Raw genomic sequence first — 22,727 nt, 5'->3', positions numbered from 1 at the left:
TAGATGGCAAAAGGTTTGTTTTCCTGGCTGGGTTTCGGCCGCAAGAAAGAAGAGGCTGAGGCCGTTCCATCGCAGGCGCCCGACGCTACCCCGGCGGTAGTCGAGTCGGAGGCCGCCGCTGTTCCCGCGCCTGTCGCCGATGTTGCCCCGGCTGATGCCCCCGCCGCCAAGCCCGAAGCGCCGCTGAGCGGCCCTGACGAAGGCCCCCTGGTTGTGGAAGAGCCGGAGGGCGAGCTTGAGCCCGTCATCGTCAATGAGGCCTTGATCGCCACCGAAGCTCAGGTCGCAGAAGAAGCCATTGTCGCCGCCGAAGCCCGCGCCGCAGAAGAAGCCCGTGTTGCCGCCGAGGCTCGTGCTGCAGAAGAGACCCGTATTGCCGCCGAGGCTCGCGCTGCTGAAGAGGCCCGTGTTGCCGCCGAAGCTCGCGCTGCGGAAGAGGCTCGTATTGCCGCCGAAGCCCGCGCCGCAGAAGAGGTCCGTGTTGCCGCCGAAGCTCGCGCTGCGGAAGAGGCTCGTGTTGCCGCCGAGGCTCGCGCTGCGGAAGAAGCTCGTATTGCTGCCGAGGCTCGCGCTGCGGAAGAGGCTCGTCTTGCCGCCGAGGCCCGTGCCGCGGAAGAAGCTCGTATTGCCGCCGAAGCTCAGGCTGCCGAGGAAGCCCGTGTCGCCAAAGAGGCTCAACGAGCGGAAGATTTGCGTCTGGTCGCCGCGATGGAGGCTGAGGCCGCCGCTCTGGCCGCTCTGCCACTGGCCGCCAAGGTGGACGACGACACTCAGGAGAAGCCGCAGCGGGAGGGCTTCTTTGCCCGCCTCAAGCGCAGCCTGGTGCGTACCAGGGAGAATATCGGTTCCGGTTTCTTCGGCCTGTTCCGTGGCAAGAAGATCGATGACGATCTGTTCGAAGAGCTGGAGACCCAGCTGCTGACCGCCGATCTTGGCGTCGACACCACCACCCGCATCATCGAGGGGCTGGTACAGCACGCGGATCGCAAGCAACTCAAGGACGCCGAGGCGCTCTACGGTCTGCTCAAACAGGACATGGGCGAGATGCTGGCCAAGGTCGAGCAGCCCCTGGTGATCGACACCAGCAAGAAGCCTTACGTCATCCTGATGGTCGGCGTGAACGGCGTCGGCAAGACCACCACCATCGGCAAACTGGCCAAACAGTTCCAGGCCGAGGGCAAGAGCGTGATGCTGGCCGCTGGCGATACCTTCCGTGCCGCGGCGGTCGAGCAGCTGCAGGTGTGGGGTCAGCGCAACAACATTCCGGTGATTGCCCAGCACACCGGTGCCGACTCCGCCTCCGTCATCTATGACGCCATCGAGGCAGCCCGCTCCCGCGGGGCTGACGTGCTGATCGCTGATACCGCCGGCCGCCTGCAGAACAAGAGCAACCTGATGGAGGAGCTCAAGAAGGTGGTGCGGGTGATGAAGAAGCTGGACGATGCGGCGCCCCACGAGATCATGCTGACTCTGGACGCAGGCACCGGCCAGAACGCATTGAGCCAGGCCAAGCTGTTCAGCGAGGCGGTGGGCCTGACCGGCATCACCCTCACCAAGCTGGACGGCACTGCCAAGGGTGGTGTCATCTTCGCGGTGGCCGACAAGTTCCAGATCCCGATCCGCTACATCGGGGTGGGCGAGGGGATCGACGATCTGCGCCCGTTCGTCGCCAACGACTTCATCGAGGCGCTCTTCAGCCGCGAAGAATAAATCCGGCTGACATGAGTCGGCCCGGCCGTGACGAGCATGTGTTCCATACCCCGACTCCGGTCGGGGTATGTCACTATGAGGGCGCAGGCATGGCTCATCCGGGCAAGGATGACATGCAGCATGGTTGCGACCGATGTTGTCATCCAGGTGTTGTGCCGGTACGGGGGAGTGAGCGCCCCATGCTTTATCCCGTTCGGGGTTTGTCAATCTCAGGGAACCGTTATGATTCGTTTTGACAAGGTCAGCAAGGTGTACAGTGGCGGTCATCAAGCGCTGCAAAAGGTCAGTTTTCACCTGCGCAAGGGGGAGATGGCCTTCCTGACCGGCCATTCGGGGGCGGGCAAGAGTACCCTCCTCAAGCTCATCAGCGTGATGGAACGACCGACCGACGGCCGCGTCTTCTTCCACGGCGATGACGTCAGCCACATCCAGCGCAGTCAGATCCCCTACGTGCGCCGCCAGATCGGCATGATCTTCCAGGATCACCGCCTGCTGATGGATCGTACCGTGTTCGACAACGTCGCCCTGCCCCTGGTGATCGATGGCTACAGCCATGGGGACATCAACAAGCGGGTGGCGGCGGCGCTCGACAAGGTCGGGCTGCTCGGCAAGGAGCGCTACCAGCCTCGCATGCTCTCCGGCGGTGAGCAGCAGCGGGTCGGCATCGCCCGCGCCATCGTCAACAAGCCGCCCCTGCTGCTGGCTGACGAGCCGACCGGCAACCTGGATCCCCAGCTTTCCATGGACATCATGCGCCTGTTCGAGGAGTTCAACCGCTTCGGCGTCTCCGTGCTGATTGCCACTCACGATCTGGGGCTGATCGCCCGGATGCGCTACCGCACCCTGACCCTCAAGGCGGGTCGCATGTATTCGTCCGGGGAGGATCGCTGATGGCTATTGTTCGTCATAAACAGCCGCCGTTGCGTCGCTTGATGATGTATGGGGTGGATCATGTGCGTCAGGCCTTTGCCAGCCTGGGTGAGCTGTGGCGCAACCCGCTCGCCTCCCTGATGACCCTGGCAGTGCTTGGCGTGAGTCTGGCGCTGCCTTCCTGTTTCCACGTATTGCTGAAGAATGCCGAAGTGGTAGAGGGGAGCTGGCAGACCAGCTCCCAGATCTCTCTCTATCTGCGCAAAGATCTGCCGGAGCAGAGCATCCTCGACATGAAGCAGCGGATCCTGCTCTATCCGGAGGTGGAGTCTGTCACTTATATGAACCGTGACGAGGCGCTCAGGGAATTTCGGGAGATCTCCGGTTTCGGTGATGCCCTGGATTATCTGGACAGCAACCCGCTGCCGCCGGTGCTGAGCGTGATCCCGGATCCGCGCTGGCAGAATCCCGAAGGGGCCGCCGAGCTGCTCGCCAAGCTGGAGAACGAGCCCGGTATCGAGCAGGGCAAGCTGGATCTGCAGTGGTTGACCCGGTTGCAGGGGATCATGAACCTGCTGCGCCACACCATTACAGGTATCGCGGTGTTGCTGCTCTCCGCCGTGTTGCTGATCGTGGGCAACACCCTGCGCCTGAATATCCTCAACCAGCGTTCCGAGATTGAAGTGCTCAAGCTGGTGGGCGCGACCGATGCCTTCATCCACCGTCCCTTCCTCTATACGGGCATCTGGTTCGGGGTCATCGGCGGCATGCTGGCCTGGTGGCTGACCGAGGTGATGGTGATCTGGAGCGAGGGGGTGGTGAAGGAGCTGGCGGGGCTCTACAACAGCAACTTCCGTCTGGTGGGGATGGGGGCGTTCGACGGTTTCAATCTTATACTGCTGGGCGCCCTGCTAGGGTTGATCGCCTCCTGGTTCTCGGTGCACAGGCACATTCGCGACATAGAACCGTCCTGATTAATTTGTCAGCATTTTAAAGCGCTGGATTTTGCGAACTGGATCAAGTAAAAGAGTGGCCCGTTTCTGGCACGGGCCACTTTCTCAGAGTAATCTGAATGGTGTCTGCGCCGAGGATCATATGTGGATCCTCTGAACCTTTTGATTTATCAATGGTCTATTGACTGCAGCAGAATGAATACGGGTATGGCCCCTATGCCTTGCTCGTCTGACTTGGCAAGCATGTGAAGGTTGCGAGCTCCGCAACAATGGACTTAGCATGCTACTTTTCAGGGGTCCTTTACTGTGACCCCTTTTTTTTGACTGTTCATTTATGATTCATGCCGTCAGCCTAAGATAGGCCGGGTTCATGCTGGGGTGATGTATGATGCAGCACGCAGAATGATACCTGGTCGGTAGACACGTCTTCTCAGGGTGTTAGACTGATTCGATTGAAAAGTAAGAGGTAGAACATGGGAACTTCATTGCAACGCACTATGGCTCTGATTCCGCAAGGTAGTCTGGAAGGCTATATCCAGGCCGTCAACTCGATCCCTGTGCTGAGCGCAGAGGAAGAGCGCGAACTGGCGATGCGTCTGCAGCAGGATGGCGATCTCGAAGCTGCACGCCAGCTCGTTATGTCGCACCTGCGTTTTGTCGTTCACGTGGCCAAGAGCTACTCCGGCTATGGCCTGCCTCAGGCCGATCTGGTGCAGGAAGGCAACATCGGCCTGATGAAAGCCGTCAAACGCTTCGACCCGAGCGTGGGCGTGCGTCTGGTCTCCTTCGCCGTGCACTGGATCAAGGCCGAAATCCACGAATATGTGTTGCGCAACTGGCGCATGGTCAAGGTGGCGACCACCAAGGCCCAGCGCAAGCTGTTCTTCAACCTGCGCAAGTCCAAGAAGCGTCTGGGCTGGCTGAACCACGAAGAGGTGCAGGCCGTGGCTGCCGACCTCGGGGTATCCGCTGCCGACGTCACCGAGATGGAAGCGCGCATGAGCAATTACGATCAGGCCTTCGACCTGGTCGGTGACGATGAAGACGAGGGTGGCTTCGCGCCGGTGCACTATCTGGAAGACAAATCTTCCGATCTCGCCGCGAACATCGAGAACGACAACTGGGACAGCCATGCCACCCGTCGCCTGAGTGCGGCCATGGCGACCCTGGACGAGCGCAGCCAGCACATCATCCGTGCCCGCTGGCTCGATGACGAGAGCAAGACCACCCTGCAGGAGCTGGCCGATACTTACGGCGTCTCGGCCGAGCGGGTGCGCCAGCTTGAGAAAAACGCGCTCAAGAAGCTGAAAGATGCCATGGATGCCTGACGGCCTCCTCCGGTAAGAAGCAGGGCCTGATGGCCCTGTTTTTGTTTTGCGGGGATCTGGTCGGCCTTGCCTTGGTTACCCTTGTGTATGGTATGTTGCCGCCACTGCCACAGTAGGGAGAGCAGAAGTGAAACTGTTGAACGACTTGTTTACCAACAACCGCGAGTGGGCGGAACGGATCAAGGCCGAGGATCCCAATTTCTTCGCTACCCTGTCCGCCCAGCAGGCACCCGAGTACCTCTGGATCGGCTGTTCCGACAGCCGGGTTCCCGCCAACCAGCTGATGGGGCTTTTGCCGGGGGACGTCTTTGTCCACCGCAACGTCGCCAACTTGGTGGTGCACACCGACTTCAACTGCCTCTCGGTGCTGCAATACGCGGTGGAGGTGCTCAAGGTGAAGCACATCATCGTCTGCGGCCACTATGGCTGCGGTGGCGTCAAGGCTGCGATGCAGAACCAGGAGCTGGGTCTCATCGACAACTGGCTGCGCAACATCAAGGACGTCTACTTCAAATACGGCGAACAGCTCGAAGCCATCGAGGATGAGCACGAGCGCTTCGACTACCTGTGCGAGCTGAACGTGGCCGAGCAGGTCGCCAACGTCTGCCACACCACCATCATCCAGAATGCCTGGCGCAAGGGGCAGGAGCTGGCGGTGCACGGCTGGATCTACGGCATCAAGGATGGCCTGCTGCATGATCTCGATCTTTGCATCAGCGGCCCTGACCAGATCCCGGACGTCTATCGCGCCTGGCCGGACATGCGTCCGCCCCACCGTCGTCGCTGAGGACCAGCCGGTGGCTCCTGCGCTCTACCTTCAGATAAAGCAGCACATCCTGGACGGGATCCGCGAACGCCACTATCAGGCGGGCGACCGGATCCCGACCGAGGCCGCCCTGTGCGAGCAGTTTGCCGTGAGCCGCATGACGGTGAACAAGGCGCTGCGTGAGCTGGTGGCCGAAGGCTGGCTGGTGCGCACCGCCGGATCCGGCAGTTTCGTGGCCGACAGGCGTACCGAGTCGCCGCTCCTGGCGATTCGCAATATTGCAGACGAGATCGCCGAGCGGGGCAGCGAGTACAGCGCGCGGGTGATTCGGCTGCAACGTCAGGCCGCCGACGAGAAAGTGGCGGTGCGTCTGGGCCTGCGGGTCGGGGCGCCCACCTTTCACAGCCTCATCGTCCATCAGGCCGATGGGGAGCCGCTGCAACTGGAGGAGCGCTTCGTCGATGCCGAGCGACTGCCCGGCTATGGCGAGCAGGATTTCACCCAGCAGACGCCAAACAGCTATCTGATGGAGATCTGCCCCCTCTCCGAGATGGAGCACGTGGTAGAAGCCGTGTTGCCGAGTGCTGGTGAAGCCGGACTGCTGCAAGTGAGGGTCGACACCCCCTGCCTGCTGCTGCACCGGCGCACCTGGTCAGACGGCTGTCTGGTCTCCTATGCCAGATTGTTGTCGCCGGGTTCCCGCTACAAGCTGAGCTCCAAGACGCGACTCGCATAATTGTATATACAAATTAAGCATTTAAAAGCCTACCTCTCGGTGGGCTTTTTTGTGCTTACACTCTAATAAAGCCGCTGTTATCAAGATGTGAAGTTGATCCTTCCTTTCTTTTCAGAGATCGGCTATAAATTATTGTATATACATTTAGAGGTCGGTATGAACAAGGAACTGTTGAACTGCGAGCGGGTCTGGCTCAACGTGACACCCGCCACCCTGCGCCCCGATCTGGCGGACTACGGCCTGCTGGAGCCCCATGCCCTTGGCGTGCGGGATGGCAAGATCCACGCTCTGGTCCCCATGCAGGATCTCAAGGGCCCCTATGCCGCCTCCTGGCAGGACATGAAGGGGAAGCTGGTCACCCCCGGTCTCATCGATTGCCACACCCACCTCATCTTCGCCGGCAGTCGCGCCGAAGAGTTCGAGCTGCGCCAGAAGGGGGTCCCCTATGCGGAGATCGCCCGCAAGGGGGGCGGTATCATCAGCACGGTGCGCGCCACCCGGGCAGCCAGCGAGGAGCGGCTCTATGAGCTGGCGTTGCCGCGGATCAAGTCCCTGATCCGGGAAGGGGTCACCACAGTCGAAATCAAGTCCGGCTACGGCCTCACCCTGGAAGACGAGCTCAAGATGTTGCGGGTGGCCCGTCGTCTGGGAGAGGAACAACCCATCCGGGTCAAGACCACGCTGCTGGCAGCCCATGCGGTGCCGCCGGAGTATCGCGACGATCCCGACTCCTGGGTCGAGACCATCTGCCAGGAGATCATCCCGGCGGCGGCCGAGGCAGGTCTCGCGGATGCGGTGGATGTCTTCTGCGAGCACATCGGCTTCTCCCTTGCCCAGACCGAGCAGGTCTATCTGGCGGCGGATCAGTACAACCTCGCGGTGAAAGGGCACATGGATCAGCTCTCCAACCTGGGGGGCAGCACGCTCGCCGCCCACTTCGGCGCCCTCTCTGTGGATCACCTGGAGTACCTGGGTCAGGACGGGATCCAGGCGCTGGCCCACCGTGGCGTGGTCGCCACCCTGCTGCCCACCGCTTTCTATTTCCTCAAGGAGACCAAGCTGCCCCCGGTCGCCGCCTTGCGCAAGGCGGGGGTACCCATGGCTGTCTCTTCCGACATCAACCCGGGCACGGCCCCCATCGTCTCCCTGCGCATGGCCATGAACATGGCTTGCACCCTGTTTGGCCTGACCCCGGTGGAGGCCATGGCCGGGGTGACCCGCCACGCCGCCAGGGCGCTTGGCGAGCAGGAACGGCTGGGGCAGCTCAAGGTCGGCATGCTGGCGGATTTCCTTGTCTGGAACTGCGGCCATCCGGCCGAGCTCAGCTACCTCATCGGCGTCGATCAGCTGGTGAGCCGTGTGGTCAACGGGGAGGAAACCCTTCATGGATAAGTTCAACGGGATCGACATGTCGGTCTGGCAGGGGCGTCAGGATCCCGAAGACGGCGAGCTGGCCCTGCGCTGGCACGATAGGGTGCAACCCTGGCAGGGGAATCGCGAACCCGGCGTGGTGCTGCTCGGCTTTGCCTGTGACGAAGGGGTGCGCCGCAACAAGGGGCGGGTCGGCGCGGCCGGTGCACCGCTGGCGGTGCGCAAGCTGCTGGCCAACACGGCCTGGCATCTGGGCGCTCCCGTCTATGACGGCGGGGATCTGGCCTGTGAGGACGGCGATCTCGATGCCGCTCACGGGCGCTTGGCCGAACGGGTCGCGAGTGCGCTGGATCAGGGACACTTCCCCCTGGTGCTGGGAGGCGGCCACGAGGTGGCGTTTGGCAGCTGGAGCGGCCTGAACCGTCATCTTGGCGGCGAAGGGCGGGTCGGGATCATCAATTTCGACGCCCACTTCGATCTGCGCATGAAACAGGAGCAGGCGAGCTCGGGCACCCCCTTCTTCCAGATTGCCGAGCAGTGCGCTGCCCAGAGCACCCCCTTTCACTATGCCTGTCTCGGGGTGGCCGAAACCGCCAATACCGCGGCGCTCTTTGCCCGCGCCGAGGCGCTGGGAGTCTGGCACGTGCTGGACGAAGCGATGACGCAGACCGAGCTGCCAGCCTTGCTAGGCGGGCTGGATGCCTTCATCGCCCGTTGCGACCACCTCTATCTCACCATCGATCTCGACGTGCTGCCGGCGGCAGTGATGCCGGGAGTGAGCGCTCCCGCCGCTCGCGGCGTGGAGCTGGCGGTCATCGAACCGCTCATCGCCCATATCCGGGCCAGCGGCAAGCTCAGGCTCGCCGATCTGGCCGAGTACAACCCGAACCTGGATCAGGACAACCGCAGTGCCCGCGTGGCCGCGCGCCTGGTTCACCAGTTGACCAAGTAGTGGCGCACCGCGCCGCCTGACTGCATCGCTAAACAAGGAGTGTCTATGTCTGTACAACACCAGGATCCCCGCCATGATCCGAGCCGCGTGATCCGTGCTCCCCACGGCACCCAGCTGACCGCCAAGAGCTGGCTCACCGAAGCGCCACTGCGGATGCTGATGAACAACCTGGATCCGGATGTTGCCGAGCATCCCCAGTCCCTGGTGGTGTACGGCGGCATCGGCCGCGCCGCCCGCAACTGGGCCTGCTATGACAAGATCGTCGAGGTGCTGACCCGGCTCGAGGACGATCAGACCCTGCTGGTGCAATCCGGCAAGCCGGTCGGGGTGTTCCAGACCCACAAGGATGCGCCGCGGGTGCTCATCGCCAACTCCAACCTGGTGCCCCACTGGGCCAACTGGGAGCACTTCAACGAGCTCGACAAGAAGGGCTTGATGATGTACGGCCAGATGACCGCCGGCTCCTGGATCTACATCGGCACCCAGGGGATAGTGCAGGGCACCTACGAGACCTTCTTCGCGGTGGCCAACCAGCACTTCAATGGCGAGCCCAAAGGGCGATGGATCCTGACCGGCGGGCTCGGCGGCATGGGCGGCGCCCAGCCTCTGGCCGCCACCATGGCCGGTTTCTCCATGATCGCCGTGGAGTGCGACGAGACCCGTATCGATTTTCGTCTGCGTACCCGCTACGTCGACAAGAAGGCCCACAGCCTGGATGAGGCGCTGGCCATGGTCGAGGAGGCCAAACGCAGCGGCACCGCCGTCTCCGTCGGCCTGCTCGGCAACGCCGCCGACGTCTTCGCCGAGCTGGTGGCTCGCGGCATCACGCCGGACGTGGTGACCGACCAGACCTCCGCCCATGACCCGGTACACGGCTACCTGCCCCAGGGCTGGAGCGTGGCCCAATGGCGCGACCTGCAAAAGAGCGCACCGGACGAGGTCAACGTGGCGGCTCGCCGCTCCATGGCCCGTCAGGTCGAAGCCATGCTGACCCTGCAATCCCGCGGCGCCGCCACGCTCGATTACGGCAACAACATCCGCCAGATGGCGCTGGAAGAGGGGGTCAAGAATGCCTTCGACTTCCCGGGCTTCGTGCCGGCCTACATCCGCCCGCTGTTCTGCGAGGGCATTGGCCCGTTCCGCTGGGTGGCGCTCTCCGGCGACCCGGAAGACATCTACAAGACCGACCAGAAGGTAAAAGAGCTGATCCCGGACGATCCCCACCTGCACAACTGGCTCGACATGGCCCGCGAGCGCATCGCCTTCCAGGGACTGCCGGCGCGGATCTGCTGGGTTGGCGTCAAGGATCGGGTGCGCCTGGGCCTGGCCTTCAACGAGATGGTGAAGAATGGCGAGTTGAAGGCACCGGTCGTCATCGGCCGTGACCACCTTGACTCCGGCTCGGTGGCGAGCCCGAACCGCGAGACCGAGTCGATGATGGATGGCTCCGACGCCGTTTCCGACTGGCCGCTGCTCAACGCCCTGCTCAACACCGCCGGCGGCGCGACCTGGGTCTCCCTGCACCACGGTGGCGGGGTCGGCATGGGCTTCTCCCAGCACTCCGGCGTGGTGATCGTCTGTGACGGCACCGACGATGCCGCCAAGCGGGTCGGCCGCGTGCTGCGCAACGACCCGGCCACCGGGGTGATGCGTCACGCCGACGCCGGCTACGAGATTGCCATCAACTGTGCCGTTGATGCGAAACTGGATCTGCCGATGATCGACTCCACCGGCAAAGGGGTGAAATAAGATGTTCGAACTCAATCTGCAACCGGGCAAACTCTGCCTCGCCACCCTGCGCCGTGTCAGCCGCGAGCCGGTACACGTCAGCCTGGATCCGGCTGCCCTGGCGGGGATCCACGCCTCCGCCGCCGTGGTCACCAAGGTGATCGAGCAAAACCGGGTGGTCTACGGCATCAACACCGGCTTTGGCCTGCTGGCCAACACCCGCATTCCGGTGGAGCAGCTGGACGAGCTGCAGCGTTCCATCGTGCTCTCCCATGCGGCAGGGATTGGCGAGTACATGGAGGACGCCACCGTACGGTTGATGATGGTGCTCAAGGTCAACTCGCTCGCTCGTGGCTTCTCCGGCATCCGGCTGACGGTGCTCGAGGCCCTGATGACCCTTATCAACGCCGAGGTCTACCCCGTGGTGCCGAAGAAGGGCTCCGTCGGCGCTTCCGGCGATCTGGCGCCCCTGGCCCACATGAGCTGCCTGCTGATCGGTGAAGGCAAGGCCCGTCACAAGGGCGAGCTGATCGACGCCGCCACTGCCCTGAAGATTGCCGGGCTGGAGCCCATCGCCCTGGCGCCGAAAGAGGGGCTGGCCCTGCTCAACGGCACCCAGGCGAGCACCGCCTTCGCGCTGGAAGGGCTGTTCCATGCCGAGGATCTCTACGCTGGCGCCATCACCATAGGGGCCATGAGCGTTGAAGCGGCGCTGGGCAGCCGCCGGCCGTTCGATGCCCGCATCCACGAGGTGCGCGGTCAGCGCGGCCAGATCGACGCAGCCGCCTGCTACCGTCACCTGCTGGTGGACGGCAGCGAGATCGGCATGTCCCATCACAACTGCGAGAAGGTGCAGGATCCCTACTCCCTGCGCTGCCAGCCGCAGGTGATGGGTGCCTGCCTGACCCAGATCCGCCAGGCGGCCGAGGTGCTGGTGTGCGAGGCCAACGCCGTCTCCGACAACCCGCTGGTGTTTGCCGAGGATGAAGACATCCTCTCCGGCGGCAACTTCCACGCAGAACCCGTGGCCTTTGCCGCCGACAACCTGGCCCTGGCCATCGCCGAGATCGGGTCGCTGTCCGAGCGGCGCATGGCGCTGCTCATCGACTCGCGCATGTCCGGCCTGCCGGCCTTCCTGGTGAACAACGGCGGGGTGAACTCCGGTTTCATGATCGCCCAGGTCACCTCGGCGGCGCTCGCCTCCGAGAACAAGACGCTGGCCCACCCGGCCTCGGTGGACAGCCTGCCCACCTCGGCCAACCAGGAGGACCACGTCTCCATGGCCACCTTCGCCGGTCGCCGGCTGGCGGACATGGCCGAGAACACCCGCGGCATCCTGGCGGTGGAACTGCTGGCAGCGGCCCAGGGGCTCGACTTCCGTGCTCCCCTGCGCTCCACCGAGCTCATCGAGCTGGCCAAGGGCCGTCTGCGGGAAGAGGTCAGCTTCTATGACAAGGACAGGTACTTTGCACCGGACATCGAGGCGGCGGCCGCCCTGCTGGGCCGTGCCAGCTACAACGACCTGATCCCGGCCGGGACCCTGCCCAGTCTCTGAATTGGAGCCTGAGCAACCATAAAAAAGACCGCCCATGGGGCGGTCTTTTTATTTTCGTCTCTCGCGCCCCGCGTCGGGGCCATCGGAAGCGCGCTGCGCAGAGTGGCAGCAGACAGAGGCGGCGGCTTTATCCGTGTTCAAACATCCGGAACAGATAAACCACGAACAGCACTGGGGTGAGTGCTGGCAGCCTTATCCGTGTTCAAACATCAGGAACAGGTAAACGACAAACAGCACAAGATGGGTGGCGCCGTGCAGGGCGTGGGTGCGGCCGCTGCTGAAGGTCACTTTACAGACCATGAGGGTGGTGATGAGCAGCACCATGTCGGCAGGGGAGAGGCCCAGGCGCACTTCCTGCCCCATCAGGGAGCCGATGAAAAGCACGGAGGGTACCGTGAGGGCGATGGTGGCCAGCACGGAGCCAAAGTAGAGATTCATGGCCCGCTGCAATTGGTTGTTGAAGGCCGCCTTGATGGCGCCGACCGCTTCGGGGGCGAGCACGATACAGGCGACGATGAAACCACCCAGCGCCATCGGGGCTTCCATCACGTGTACCCCGTAGTTGATGGGGATGGCCAGGGTCTTGGCCAGCAGGATCACCACCACCAGGTAGGCGAGCAGCAAGAGGGTGTGATAGACGTTGCTCTGCAGCGGGCCGTGGTGATCCTCGAGATCCTCGTGATCGCTGTCGACGAAGAAGTGGCTGTGGCTGCGGGTCTGGATCAGCAGGAAGACACCATAGAGCAGGATGGAGATGATGATCAGCATCCATGACATGGCCTTGGAGAGGCTCCCCAGGGTGCCGCCCTGGGTGAAGTTCGGCAGAACCAGACAGAGCAGTGCCAGGGGAATGATGGCCACCAGATAGGATTTGACCCCGTCCAGATTGAAGTTCTGGGTGTGATAGCGCCAGCCGCCAAACAGCAGGGTGAAGCCCACCAGACCGTTGGTGACCAGCATCACCACCGCGAACATGGTGTCCCGTGCCATGGTGGGATTGGGATCGCCGGTCAGCATGACGGAGGAGATCATCACCACTTCCAGGGAGATGACCGAGAGGGTCAAGATCAGGGTACCGAAGGGTTCCCCGAGCTTGATGGCAAGGGCGTCAGAGTGACGCACGACGGAGAAGATGGCCCAGGTCACGATGGCAAGCAGGGCCAGCGACACCGGCAGGTAGACCGCAAGGGGGGTTGTCTCTGCCAGCAGGTCGCTCCCCAGGGTTTTGAAGAAGAGCAGGGTCAGCAGACCGGCAGGCAGAGCAATCTCTTGTCGGATAAAAGACTTCATAGGCAGTGGTTCTCATCTCGGGGCGGCCTCGGCCGACGGGGTATGGAGCGACTTGGTGCACCCAGGGGGCACAGACCCATGATAAGGGGAGATGCTCCTCATGCGGAGCATCATTTTGTTGCAAAGGGTGAGAGGCGGGGCAGATACCGCCTCAGTGCGGGTCGGAGGGGCTGGTTGTCTCGCCCTCTTGCCATGCCATCAGCCAGATCTTCAGTTTGCTCAGGGGCATGGGCTTGGCATAGACGTAGCCCTGGATCAGGTGGACTCCGTGGCGATGCAGGTATTCCACCTGCTCCTGGGTTTCGACCCCTTCGGCGATCATCTCCATGCCCGATTTGAGGCCAAAGGCGATGGTGGCATCCAGCACGCTGCGCTTGAGATCGTCCGTGCCTATGGTATCCACGAACATCTTGTCGATCTTGATCTGGCGAATGCCGAGCCGTTGCAGGTAGGCAAAGCCGCCATAACCGGTGCCGAAGTCATCCAGCTTGAAGTGATAGCCCCTCTCCTGCAGAGCGGCGATCTCCGCCATGGCCCCCTGGATGTGCTTGATGGGATCCCGCTCGGTGAGTTCGAAGGTGAGGCGGGCCGGCGAGGGCCAGCCATGGCGCTGCAACTGGGTGCGCAGACGAGGCTGCTCGATATGGCCCGCCACCAGATTGACACTGACCCACTGATGCGGGGCCAGGACGGGGAGATCCGCCAGGATGCGCTCCAGCAGTTGATCCGTCATCGGCAGGATCAGCCCCTGCTCCTCCGCATAGGCGATGAAGGTGCCTGGCGACACCAGATCCCGTCCTCGCTGCCAGCGCAGCAAGGCCTCGAATCCCACCACCCTTCGGTTTCTGCTGTCCACTATGGGCTGATAGAAGGGGATGAACTCCCGCCGAGCCAGCCCTCTTTGCAGCAATCCTTTGAGGGAGCGCCGGTAGTTTCTAAGGCCCCAGTAGAGGGCCGCCAGCAGCGCCCCCAGCGCCCCGGCCGACCAGAGGCCATCGCGGTGTATCTGTGAGCGGGCGTAGCGTTTCAGTGCCTCGCCAGCCCAGAGGGTCTGCTCCACCTGATGCTGGGGGTCGAAACTGAGCAGCCGCATCGGGTGTGCCTCTTCTCGAATGTGCTTGTTGCCACGGGGGAAAAAGAGCCCGGACTGGGTCGGGTGCTTGTGGTTGAACTCCAGGTAGAAACAGTCGTTGCAGGGGGTGCGCAGCAGCTCATGGCTCCAGCTGCTGTCGAGCACCCAATAGGTCAGATTGCCGTTGCGCCTCGCATAGACCAGGGTTTCGCGTTCGGTATCGAACATGGGGGCCGTGCTGGATATATGAAAGTCGGGGGAGACCGGTATGCCGGCGTCGGCAAGCTGGGGCAGGGCGGGGCCCAGGGTGGAGCAGCCGCTCCCGTTGGCAAGCTGCAGGCCGGCCAGGCGAATATGGCGGTTGTAATACTGGGGTGAGCGCAGCAGCGCCATGTCTGTGGGGCCGCAATCGAAGGCAAAGTGGGCGAGTTGAGCGGGGACATCGTGATCCAGGAGCTGGTTGCGCTCCTGCTGGTAGTCGAGCAGAGCCCTTTCCTTTGTCTGCAACAGGTGGTGAGCCAGCTTGTCGCTCAACAGGGGGGTGAGCAACAGCATCAGCAGCGGGGGCAAACAGAAGAGGCCCAGAGGAATCCATAACGGAGATCGTGCAGACATGGTGGGCCCCCTTCTTCCCTGAAATGAAACAACCCGATTGAGACTCAAGCATCATAGCATTAGCTGCATCGATTTGAGCCAAGTTGGTCACACTTGGAACAAAAACTATAATTAATTGATAAATAAAGGATATGGCTACACACCTGAACAAGATTCAATCGCTGACCTGTCATAAATGACAATTGTCCAGCTTATCTGAAGTGGCTAAAGTAGCGGTGCGGTTTGACTCACCGTGTGTTCAATACTCCTGTATCTATTTTTGTCAGTAGCACAGAGTGTTAGTTTTGATATGAGTGTTTCTTTTGGTCCCCGTTGTGGGACCATTTTTCTGTCCGTTCCTCAGCCTGTGTCCCCTCGTTCTCTCCCTTGATGCCTCTTTTGCGGCCCGCACAACGGCGCCGCATGACGCATCCGCCCGCTTATTTGCAGAAGCGGGATCTTCATCCATAGGCGGCGTTTGGTCTGGGCTGATACCATGATGCCCTATGGATGCTGTCGGCTACGGAAAGGCACATGAAACTGACCACTCAACTCGTCTCTTTTATTACGCTGTGCGTGATCTCGGCCATGGCCATGGTGATGCTCGGCGGGGTCTTCAGTTTTCGCCAGATGGGAATGGAGCTGCAGCAGAACCGTGTCGACTCCCTGGTGGAGATCATCGACAAGCAGCTCGGGGTGACCGATGACCAGCAAGCCCTTGCCCGCTGGCTGCCCTCCCTGTTGCGGGCCTCCCATGTGGTGGAGCTGGAGATCCGTCAGGACAAGCAGCGGGTCTACTGGTTTCGCGATGTGCAGCAGCAGACGGACGAGAGCCTGCTGATCGCCTACAGCGAGGCGATCCCCAATCAGGCCGGGATGCGGGCCGACTTCAAGCTGGACAGGCCGTTCAAGGAGTTCGAGTACTCCATGAAGGCGATGTTCGGTATCTCTCTGGGTATCTTCATCGTGGTGTTCGGGCTCTGGTACTCCATCCGCTGGCTGCGTCAGCAGTTGCGCGGTGCCGAGCTGCTGGCGGAGCGTGCCCAGCTGATCCTGGATGGCAAGCTGACCAAGCTGGCCCATGACCCTGCCGAGGAGTGGCCTGTTTCGGCCAGTCAGGCCCTCACCCATCTGCTGACCGAGCTGGCCGACGCCCGCAAGGAGCGCAGCCGCTTCGACAACTTCATCCGCAGCAACGCCTTCGTCGACAAGACGACGGGCATCGGCAACCGCCTCTTCTTCGACAACCGGCTGGAGAGCGCCATCATGGAAGCAAGCGTGATCAGCGGCGGTGTGCTGCTGATCGAGCTGGCCGGTCTGGAGGAGCTGGATCCCGAGCTGAGCGGGCGCCCGAGCCAGGAACTCCTGATGGAGGCGAGCGCCACCATCGCCGCCTTCGTGCGAAAGCACAGCGGAGCCCTGCAGGCGCGCTATGCCGGTCAGGTCTTTGCCGTGCTGCTGCCGAACATGTCTGAGAGCGAGATGGTCGACGGCGCCAGCCAGTTGCTCAAGAGTCTGCAACGACTGCACTGGCCCGAAGCGGTCAATGCCGACACAGCCGTCTATCTCGGTGCGGTCTGCTATCAGGCACAGGATTCCCTGCTCAAGGTGCAGGAAGAGGCGGAGCTGGCGCTCAAGAGCGCGCGCCTGCAAGGACACAGCGGCTGGTTCCTGTTCGAGAAATCCCTCAACGAGGAGGCGAGCAGCAAGGGAACGGTGCGCTGGCGCACCCTGATCAGCCGTCGCATCGAGGAGCAGGGCATCGACTTCTACGTCCAGCCTGTGCAGCAGGAGCGGGATCAGGTGGTGTTGCAGCAGGAGCTGCTCATCCGCCTTCACGACGAGCAGGGCCGGGAGCTGCAGGCGGGGGTCTTCATGCCCATGGCGGAGAAGGCCGGTCTGCTGCTGCCGCTGGACAGGCTGGTGGTGGCCCGAGCCTTGCGACTGCTGCGCCAGCGACCGGCATCGAGCTGCCCTATCAGCCTCTCTCTGTGCGCCCAGAACCTGCTCACCCGCGAGTTCCAGCGCGAGCTCTTCTTCGAGCTGTTCCAGTTGCCGCGCAGTACCAACGAGGGGTTGATCCTGCAGTTGTCGGAGTCTCAGGTGACCCGCCACTACGAAGCCCTCAAGCGGCCGCTTCGGGCGATGCGCATGCTGGGGTGCAGGCTTGCCATCGATCATGCGGGCCAGGACGTGGTGAGCACCCAGTACATCAAGGAGTTCGAGATCCACTTCCTCAAGCTGCACCCCAGCCTGGTGCGGGAGATCCACCTGCGCCAGGTCAACCAGATGGCGGTACGCAGTCTGGTGGGGGGCTGTGCCAATACCCAGGCCCGGGTCATCGCGGTGGGGGTGGAGAGTGGCGACGAGTGGAAGATGCTGCGACACCTGGGCGTGCATGCCGGTCAAGGTCCCTGGTTTGCCGACCCCGAGCCCCTCAACCTGCCTGACTAGCGCCCCGGCCGGGGTGACAGGCGGCCCTGCTCCTGCAGGCCCGCCAGACCCTGCAAGCCACCGGTGTGGATGAAGATGATCTTGCTGCCGCGCGCAATGCGGCCTGCCGCCAGTTCGCGAAACAGCCCCCACATCGCCTTGCCACTGTAGATGGGTTCCAGCGGCAAGCCGGTTTCGGCACTGAATGCCTGCACCCATTGCCAGAGTGCCGGACTGAACCTGGCATAGCCGCCGTCGTGGTGATCCAGCGCGATGCGCCAGCCCGGGGTGGTGGCCGCCGCCGGATGCAACCGGTATACCTCGCCGGTGATGAAGTCGGCCCCCTTGAGCACCGCGATGGCCAGGATCTGCTCCTGCGCCCGCTTGCCCGCGATGAGCCCCGCCAGGGTGCCACCGCTGGCGCAGGGCAGCACCCAGAGATCCGGCGAGAAGGGCACCTCGTCGACCAGCTCGGCCACCCCGGGGATGGCCAGCGGGCTGCTGCCTCCTTCCGGTACCAGCAGGGTGTCGTTATCCTCGAACCGGGCAAGCCATTCGGGATCCTGGCGCCGGCGATAGTCCTGCCGGTCGACAAAAACGAGATCCATGCCCCAGCCTTTCGCCGCTTTCAGGGTGGGATTGCTGACGGTATCCCCTTCACCGCGTATGATGCCCGTGGTGCGCAGTCCCAGTCTGAGTCCTGCTGCGGCCAGGGCGTGGATGTGATTGGAGTAGGCGCCGCCAAAGGAGAGGATGTGGCCCTTGCCCAGCACCTGTGCCTGTTGCAGATGGTATTTGAGCTTTCGCCACTTGTTGCCGGAGAGGGTCGGGTGGATCAGATCATCCCGCTTGCACCAGAGCGTGACGTCATGGGCGGCCAGCAGAGGATGCCGGATCCGGTGCAGGGGGGAGGGGAGCTGAAGGGGGGCCATGGGATCGTCTCCCGTGGGTGCCAGCGTGGCCGTCGATGCATCGTTTGTCATAAAGTTGGAGGCTAATAGCCTGTTTATGTTAAGGTTTAGTCCGTTTTACGCGGCCAGGTGAAGATCCAGATGAAGTCACTGTTCAGGCGTTCTCCCTCCAGCCATCAGGTCGGGATCCTGCTGGCCAGCGATCGCATTCTGCTGGCCTGCGTGGACCCCGTTCCTGTGTTTGCCAGCCAGCCTGTCAACGGCCCCCACGACTGGTCCAAGGCCCTGGCCGAGCTGTTTTCCCGGCACGGTCTGGCCAAGTCTAAGGTGCGGGTGGCCCTCGCGGCCAGCCTTTATCAGCAGATCCAGATCGACAAGCCCGCCGTCCCCGATGCCGAGATGGCGGGGGCCCTGCCCTGGGCCATCAAGGATTTCGTCAACGAGCCGGTGTTGCAGCTCGCCATGGATTATGTGGACCTGCCGACGCCCCCTGCCGGGCGTCCGCGCATCAACGTTATCTGCATGCCCAAGAGCCGGGTGCAGCAGGTGGCGGATGCGGTCAACGGCGCGGCGACCCTGGAGGCCATCGTCAGTGACGAGCTGGCCATGACGGCCCTCTACGAGGCGGACCAGATGGTGCGCATGCTGCTCTGGCAACCCCGGGGGCAGGAGCTGCAACTGCTGGTCTTCCATCGGGGCGGACTCTGTTTCTCCCGCCAGTTGCGTGGATTTGTGAGCCTCACCGGCAGCCATGAGCCAGATGCCGACCAGCTCGACGCGCTGGCGCTGGAGATCCAGCGATCCATCGATTATCTGGCCGGCCATCTCAAGCTGCCCGAGCCCGGCCAGTTGCAACTGGCCATCGCCTCCTCCGCCATGGGGGTATTGGTGCGTCACCTGGAACAGACATTCGGTTTCCCGGTGTCGGCCATGGCAAACAAGGCGGTACTGGCAGGAGTCGAATACCTCAGTGCCTATGGCGCGGCCCTGGGCAGGAGCGACTGATGAAACACCATATCAACCTCTATGGCGCCGAATTCCGGCCAAGACGCCTGTGGGCCAGCCTGCCCCAGATGGCGTTGGTCTGGGGCGGCGTCCTGCTGCTGCTGCTGGGGGCCACCCTCTTCTATGGCTGGCAACAGCAGGGCCTCGATCGTGAATTGGCTGGCGTGCGGGCACAGCTCGACGTGCAGCGCGGCGAGGCCAGGCGTCTCGATGCGGAGCTGGCGCGCCATCTGGCGAATGCAGACTTGCAGCGGCAACTGGCCGACAAGCGGGAAGAGCTGGGGGCCAAACAGGCGCTGATGCAGCAGCTTGGCCACCTCTCCCTGCAAAAATCCCAGGGTTATGCGGGGGTGATGGCGGACCTTGCCCGCCTGCGGGATCCCCGCCTCTCCCTGCAACGGATCGAGATAAGCGACGGGCGCATCAACCTCGCGGGCGTGGCCGAACGCAGTCAGGACGTGCCCGCTTGGGTGAACCGCTTCAAGCAGACCCCCTCCCTGGCGGGCAAGCAGTTTGGCGAGCTCACCCTGAGTCGGGACAAGGAGGGCCAGCTTGCCTTCCAGCTCAGTGGCATAGCGCGGGAGACTCCCTGATGGACATGAAGGCACAATGGCAGGGATGGGCGCAGCAGATCGCAGCCCTCAGCCTGCGTGAGCGGATCCTCATTCTGTTGACCGGGGTCGTGCTGCTCGGGGCCATGGGCATCTATGGCTGGCTGGATGACGCCGACACCCGGCTGGGCCAGGATCGGCAGGCCCTGGCTGCGGCGCAGCGGGATCTGGAGATCCTGACCCTGGAAAACCAGGGCAAGCAGGCCAGGCTGGGGCGGGATCCCGATGCCCAGGTGCGCGATCAGCTCGCCGGCGTCGAGACGTCCCTGCGCCAGATGGATGCCGAGCTGCTGGCTCAGACGGTGGATCTGATCCCCGCCCACGAAATGCCCGCGGTGCTGGAAGCCCTGTTGTCCCGCTCCGCCAACCTGCATATGCTGGCGCTCACCTCCCTCAAGCCCGAGCCGCTGATGGCCGGGGAGCAGAAGGTGAACCTGTTCAGGCACGGCATCCGGCTTCAGCTGGAGGGCGGCTATTTCGATGTCTACCAGTACCTGAAAGCGCTCGAAGCCCTGCCTCGCCACTTCTACTGGAAGGGCTTTGACTACCGGGTGGTCGAGCATCCCAAGGCGGCGGTAGCGATGGAGATCTACACCCTCAGCACCAGCAAGGAGTTCATCCGTGGTTAAGCGGCATGTCGGCGGGACGGGATCCCGCATTTTTGCCTTCCCATCCTGGCGCTGGCTGGCCCTGTGGGGGAGCCTGCTCGCGCTGCAGGCCCAGGCCGAGGTGCTGCAGGATCCCACCATGCCCCTGGCGGGATCCGGCTCTGCGGCGAGTGTCGCCAAGGAGGCCGGTCTGCCCAGGTTGCAGAGCGTCATCCTGGGGAGCGGGCCCGCCCTGGCGGTGCTCGACGGTCAAAGCTACCGGGTCGGCCAGCAGGTCAACGGATTCCGGCTGGTGGGGATCAGCGCCGACAGCGTGGTGCTGGAAAAAGCGGGCAAACGCCAGACACTGACCCTGTTTGGCAGCAAGATCCGGATGTGAAGTGGGTGTCGCACGGGATGGTGCGGGCCAGGTTTGTCGAGTTTCATAGCGAGTCAGGTGCACGAATAACATGAAAAAACCCCCTTTTTGTCTGCTTCCCCTCGCGCTGGCGGTGGCGGGTTGCACTACCTATCGTCACCCCGAGCCGGTACAGGCCAAAGATGCACTCAAGCAGGCGATGAGCGAGCAGAGCCCGACCGCCCCCCTGACTTCCCTGCCGCCCTCGGTGCAGAGCGAGCTGTTGCAGCTCAATCGTCCCCAGCAGCCGATGACCATTCCCGAGAAGCGGATGCGCATCGCGGCCCATGACGTAGACGCGGTGGAGTTCTTCGGCTCCCTGTTCAAGGGCTCCCGCTACAGCGTGGCGGTCCATCCCGGTGTGGCGGGCGTCATTTCGGTAGAGCTCAAGGACGTGACCCTGCAGGAGGCGCTGGCGACCGTCGGCGACATGTACGGCTTCGACGTACAGCGCAAGGGCAACGTGTTCCACGTCTATCCAGCCGGTCTGCGTACCGAGACCATTCCGGTCAACTACCTGATGATGGCCCGGCGCGGTCTCTCCCGTACCTCGGTGAGCACAGGCGGGGTGACGGCCAACGACAACAACAATGGCAATAACAACTTCGACAACGGCCTGAACAACAGCGGCAACAACAACAGCCAGGGCAACACCGCCAGCGGTGACAACAACACCAACAGCAACGGCACCCGCATCGAGACGGACAGCAACAACGACTACTGGACCGATCTGCGGGATGCCCTGCAGACCCTGATCGGCACAGGGGAAGGGCGGGCCGTCATCACCAGTCCCCAGGCGGGCCTGGTCACGGTGCGTGCCTATCCCAAGGAGCTCAAGGCGGTGCGCGAGTTCCTGGACCAGTCAGGCGAACACCTCAAGCGCCAGGTGGTGCTGGAGGCGCGGATCCTGGAAGTGTCCCTCAACGAGGGTTACGAGCAGGGGGTGGACTGGAGCGGCCTCTCCGCAAGCTGGGACGGCGGCAAGGGCATCACGGGGGGCGGCTCCCTCATGGACAGCCCCATCGCTTCGACCCCCAACCAGATCTTCCGGGCTCTGGGGGGCGGCGCCGGTTTCACCATCTCCGATGGCAACTTCAACGTCGCGGTCAGCCTGCTCAAGACCCAGGGGGACGTGAACACCCTCTCCAGCCCGCGCGTGACGGCCACCAACAACCAGAAAGCGGTGATCAAGGTGGGGACGGACGAATACTTCGTCACCAACGCCTCTACCACCACCACCACCTCGGGGACTTCGGCCCCCATCGTCACCCCGAACGTGGAGCTGACCCCCTTCTTCTCAGGGATAGCCCTGGACGTGACGCCCCAGATCGACGAGCAGGGCAAGGTATTGCTGCATATCCACCCCTCCGTCATCGACACCGAGGAGCAGAGCAAGACCATCAGCGTCGGCACCGCCGATCCCCTGGTGTTGCCGCTGGCCAAGAGCTCCATCCGCGAGTCCGATACCGTGGTGCAGGCCAACAATGGGGACATCATCGTCATCGGTGGTCTGATGAAGACCGACAGGCAGGAGATTGTCAGCAAGGTGCCCCTGCTGGGTGACATCCCCTGGGTCGGCGAGGCCTTCACCAACCGCCGGGAGAGCAACCGCAAGGTGGAGCTGGTGATCCTGCTCAAGCCCACCGTGGTGGAAAAGGACACCTGGCAGAAAGAGCTGCAACGCTCCTCCGAACTGCTCGATAAATGGTATCCCCCCAAGGGCTGATCCGGGATGACGCGCCTGTTGAGCACTCCTTCTCCCATGCGGCGGCGCCTCCCGGCTGCCGCCACTCTGCCCTACCCGACGGCGGTGGCGCCATGTCGCTGATCCGGGGCT

19 protein-coding genes are annotated in these 22,727 nt (G+C 63.0%); 16 read left to right on the top strand and 3 right to left on the bottom strand.

Translation table 11 applies throughout. From position 1 onward, the window contains the following. Positions 1 to 3 precede the first annotated feature (3 nt). From ftsY to hutH, 10 genes are all read left to right on the top strand, one after another. A complete protein-coding gene (gene ftsY, locus AB5Y53_RS00500) occupies positions 4 to 1,710 on the top strand; it encodes a signal recognition particle-docking protein FtsY (RefSeq protein ID WP_368180949.1) in 1,707 nt (568 codons plus the stop codon). Between the two features lie 222 nt (positions 1,711 to 1,932). Beyond that, on the top strand, positions 1,933 to 2,601 hold the full coding sequence (gene ftsE / locus AB5Y53_RS00495) for a cell division ATP-binding protein FtsE (protein WP_010672603.1): 669 nt from the start codon (positions 1,933 to 1,935) through the stop codon (positions 2,599 to 2,601). Further along, on the top strand, positions 2,601 to 3,554 hold the full coding sequence (ftsX, locus tag AB5Y53_RS00490; protein WP_029313524.1) for a permease-like cell division protein FtsX: 954 nt from the start codon (positions 2,601 to 2,603) through the stop codon (positions 3,552 to 3,554). Before ftsE ends, ftsX begins: the two co-directional genes overlap by 1 nt. Positions 3,555 to 4,006: 452 nt before the next feature. Continuing rightward, the gene (gene rpoH, locus AB5Y53_RS00485) at positions 4,007 to 4,861 is read left to right on the top strand and encodes an RNA polymerase sigma factor RpoH (RefSeq protein WP_029313526.1); all 855 of its coding nucleotides are present in this window, start codon (positions 4,007 to 4,009) and stop codon (positions 4,859 to 4,861) included. Positions 4,862 to 4,988: 127 nt separating this feature from the next. Further along, positions 4,989 to 5,648 carry a carbonate dehydratase gene (gene can, locus AB5Y53_RS00480; protein WP_010672606.1) on the top strand — a complete coding sequence of 220 codons (660 nt, stop codon included), beginning with the start codon at positions 4,989 to 4,991 and terminating at the stop codon, positions 5,646 to 5,648. Between the two features lie 10 nt (positions 5,649 to 5,658). Continuing rightward, positions 5,659 to 6,363: a histidine utilization repressor gene (hutC, locus tag AB5Y53_RS00475; protein ID WP_041212197.1), complete on the top strand. Its 705-nt coding sequence runs from the start codon at positions 5,659 to 5,661 to the stop codon at positions 6,361 to 6,363. Positions 6,364 to 6,519: 156 nt separating this feature from the next. Continuing rightward, positions 6,520 to 7,755: an imidazolonepropionase gene (gene hutI, locus AB5Y53_RS00470; protein WP_368180948.1), complete on the top strand. Its 1,236-nt coding sequence runs from the start codon at positions 6,520 to 6,522 to the stop codon at positions 7,753 to 7,755. Continuing rightward, positions 7,748 to 8,686, top strand: a complete 939-nt coding sequence (hutG, locus tag AB5Y53_RS00465; protein ID WP_368180947.1) for a formimidoylglutamase — start codon at positions 7,748 to 7,750, stop codon at positions 8,684 to 8,686. The genes hutI and hutG overlap by 8 nt, the downstream gene beginning before the upstream one ends. A 45-nt stretch (positions 8,687 to 8,731) precedes the next feature. Then, positions 8,732 to 10,435 (top strand): urocanate hydratase, encoded by a 1,704-nt coding sequence (gene hutU / locus AB5Y53_RS00460; RefSeq protein WP_368180946.1) that lies wholly within the window; start codon positions 8,732 to 8,734, stop codon positions 10,433 to 10,435. A gap of 1 nt (position 10,436) precedes the next feature. Next, on the top strand, positions 10,437 to 11,969 hold the full coding sequence (gene hutH / locus AB5Y53_RS00455) for a histidine ammonia-lyase (RefSeq protein ID WP_368180945.1): 1,533 nt from the start codon (positions 10,437 to 10,439) through the stop codon (positions 11,967 to 11,969). 192 nt (positions 11,970 to 12,161) lie between these two features. Here hutH and AB5Y53_RS00450 read toward each other — a convergent pair whose 3' ends face one another. Together AB5Y53_RS00450 and AB5Y53_RS00445 are read right to left on the bottom strand one after the other, a co-directional pair. Continuing rightward, on the bottom strand, positions 12,162 to 13,259 hold the full coding sequence (locus tag AB5Y53_RS00450; RefSeq protein ID WP_010672612.1) for a calcium:proton antiporter: 1,098 nt from the start codon (positions 13,257 to 13,259) through the stop codon (positions 12,162 to 12,164). Between the two features lie 151 nt (positions 13,260 to 13,410). Continuing rightward, entirely contained in the window at positions 13,411 to 14,946 is a 1,536-nt protein-coding gene (locus AB5Y53_RS00445; protein WP_368180944.1) for an EAL domain-containing protein, read from the bottom strand. Positions 14,947 to 15,459: 513 nt separating this feature from the next. Between AB5Y53_RS00445 and AB5Y53_RS00440 the strand changes: the two genes are divergently transcribed. Continuing rightward, on the top strand, positions 15,460 to 17,379 hold the full coding sequence (locus AB5Y53_RS00440; protein ID WP_010672614.1) for an EAL domain-containing protein: 1,920 nt from the start codon (positions 15,460 to 15,462) through the stop codon (positions 17,377 to 17,379). Here AB5Y53_RS00440 and AB5Y53_RS00435 read toward each other — a convergent pair. After that, entirely contained in the window at positions 17,376 to 18,290 is a 915-nt protein-coding gene (locus AB5Y53_RS00435) for a 1-aminocyclopropane-1-carboxylate deaminase/D-cysteine desulfhydrase (protein ID WP_368180943.1), read from the bottom strand. The genes AB5Y53_RS00440 and AB5Y53_RS00435 overlap by 4 nt on opposite strands. A 120-nt stretch (positions 18,291 to 18,410) precedes the next feature. Between AB5Y53_RS00435 and AB5Y53_RS00430 the strand changes: the two genes are divergently transcribed. The 5 genes from AB5Y53_RS00430 (at position 18,411) to mshL (ending at position 22,616) form a co-directional block, all read left to right on the top strand. Further along, a complete protein-coding gene (locus AB5Y53_RS00430; RefSeq protein ID WP_368180942.1) occupies positions 18,411 to 19,274 on the top strand; it encodes an MSHA biogenesis protein MshI in 864 nt (287 codons plus the stop codon). Next, positions 19,274 to 19,867, top strand: coding sequence for a PilN domain-containing protein (locus AB5Y53_RS00425; protein ID WP_368180941.1), 594 nt, complete (start codon positions 19,274 to 19,276; stop codon positions 19,865 to 19,867). The genes AB5Y53_RS00430 and AB5Y53_RS00425 overlap by 1 nt, the downstream gene beginning before the upstream one ends. Next, a complete protein-coding gene (locus AB5Y53_RS00420; RefSeq protein WP_041212204.1) occupies positions 19,867 to 20,514 on the top strand; it encodes an MSHA biogenesis protein MshJ in 648 nt (215 codons plus the stop codon). The genes AB5Y53_RS00425 and AB5Y53_RS00420 overlap by 1 nt, the downstream gene beginning before the upstream one ends. 55 nt (positions 20,515 to 20,569) lie before the next feature. Further along, positions 20,570 to 20,872: an MSHA biogenesis protein MshK gene (locus tag AB5Y53_RS00415; protein WP_029313533.1), complete on the top strand. Its 303-nt coding sequence runs from the start codon at positions 20,570 to 20,572 to the stop codon at positions 20,870 to 20,872. A gap of 70 nt (positions 20,873 to 20,942) precedes the next feature. After that, entirely contained in the window at positions 20,943 to 22,616 is a 1,674-nt protein-coding gene (gene mshL, locus AB5Y53_RS00410) for a pilus (MSHA type) biogenesis protein MshL (RefSeq protein ID WP_368180940.1), read from the top strand. Positions 22,617 to 22,727: the final 111 nt, after the last annotated feature.

This window comes from Aeromonas sp. R7-5, from assembly GCF_040908015.1.
Classification (GTDB): Bacteria; Pseudomonadota; Gammaproteobacteria; order Enterobacterales; family Aeromonadaceae; genus Aeromonas; species Aeromonas caviae.
The sequence above is the reverse complement of the archived record's forward strand: the minus strand, read 5'-3'. Positions and strand labels throughout refer to the sequence as shown.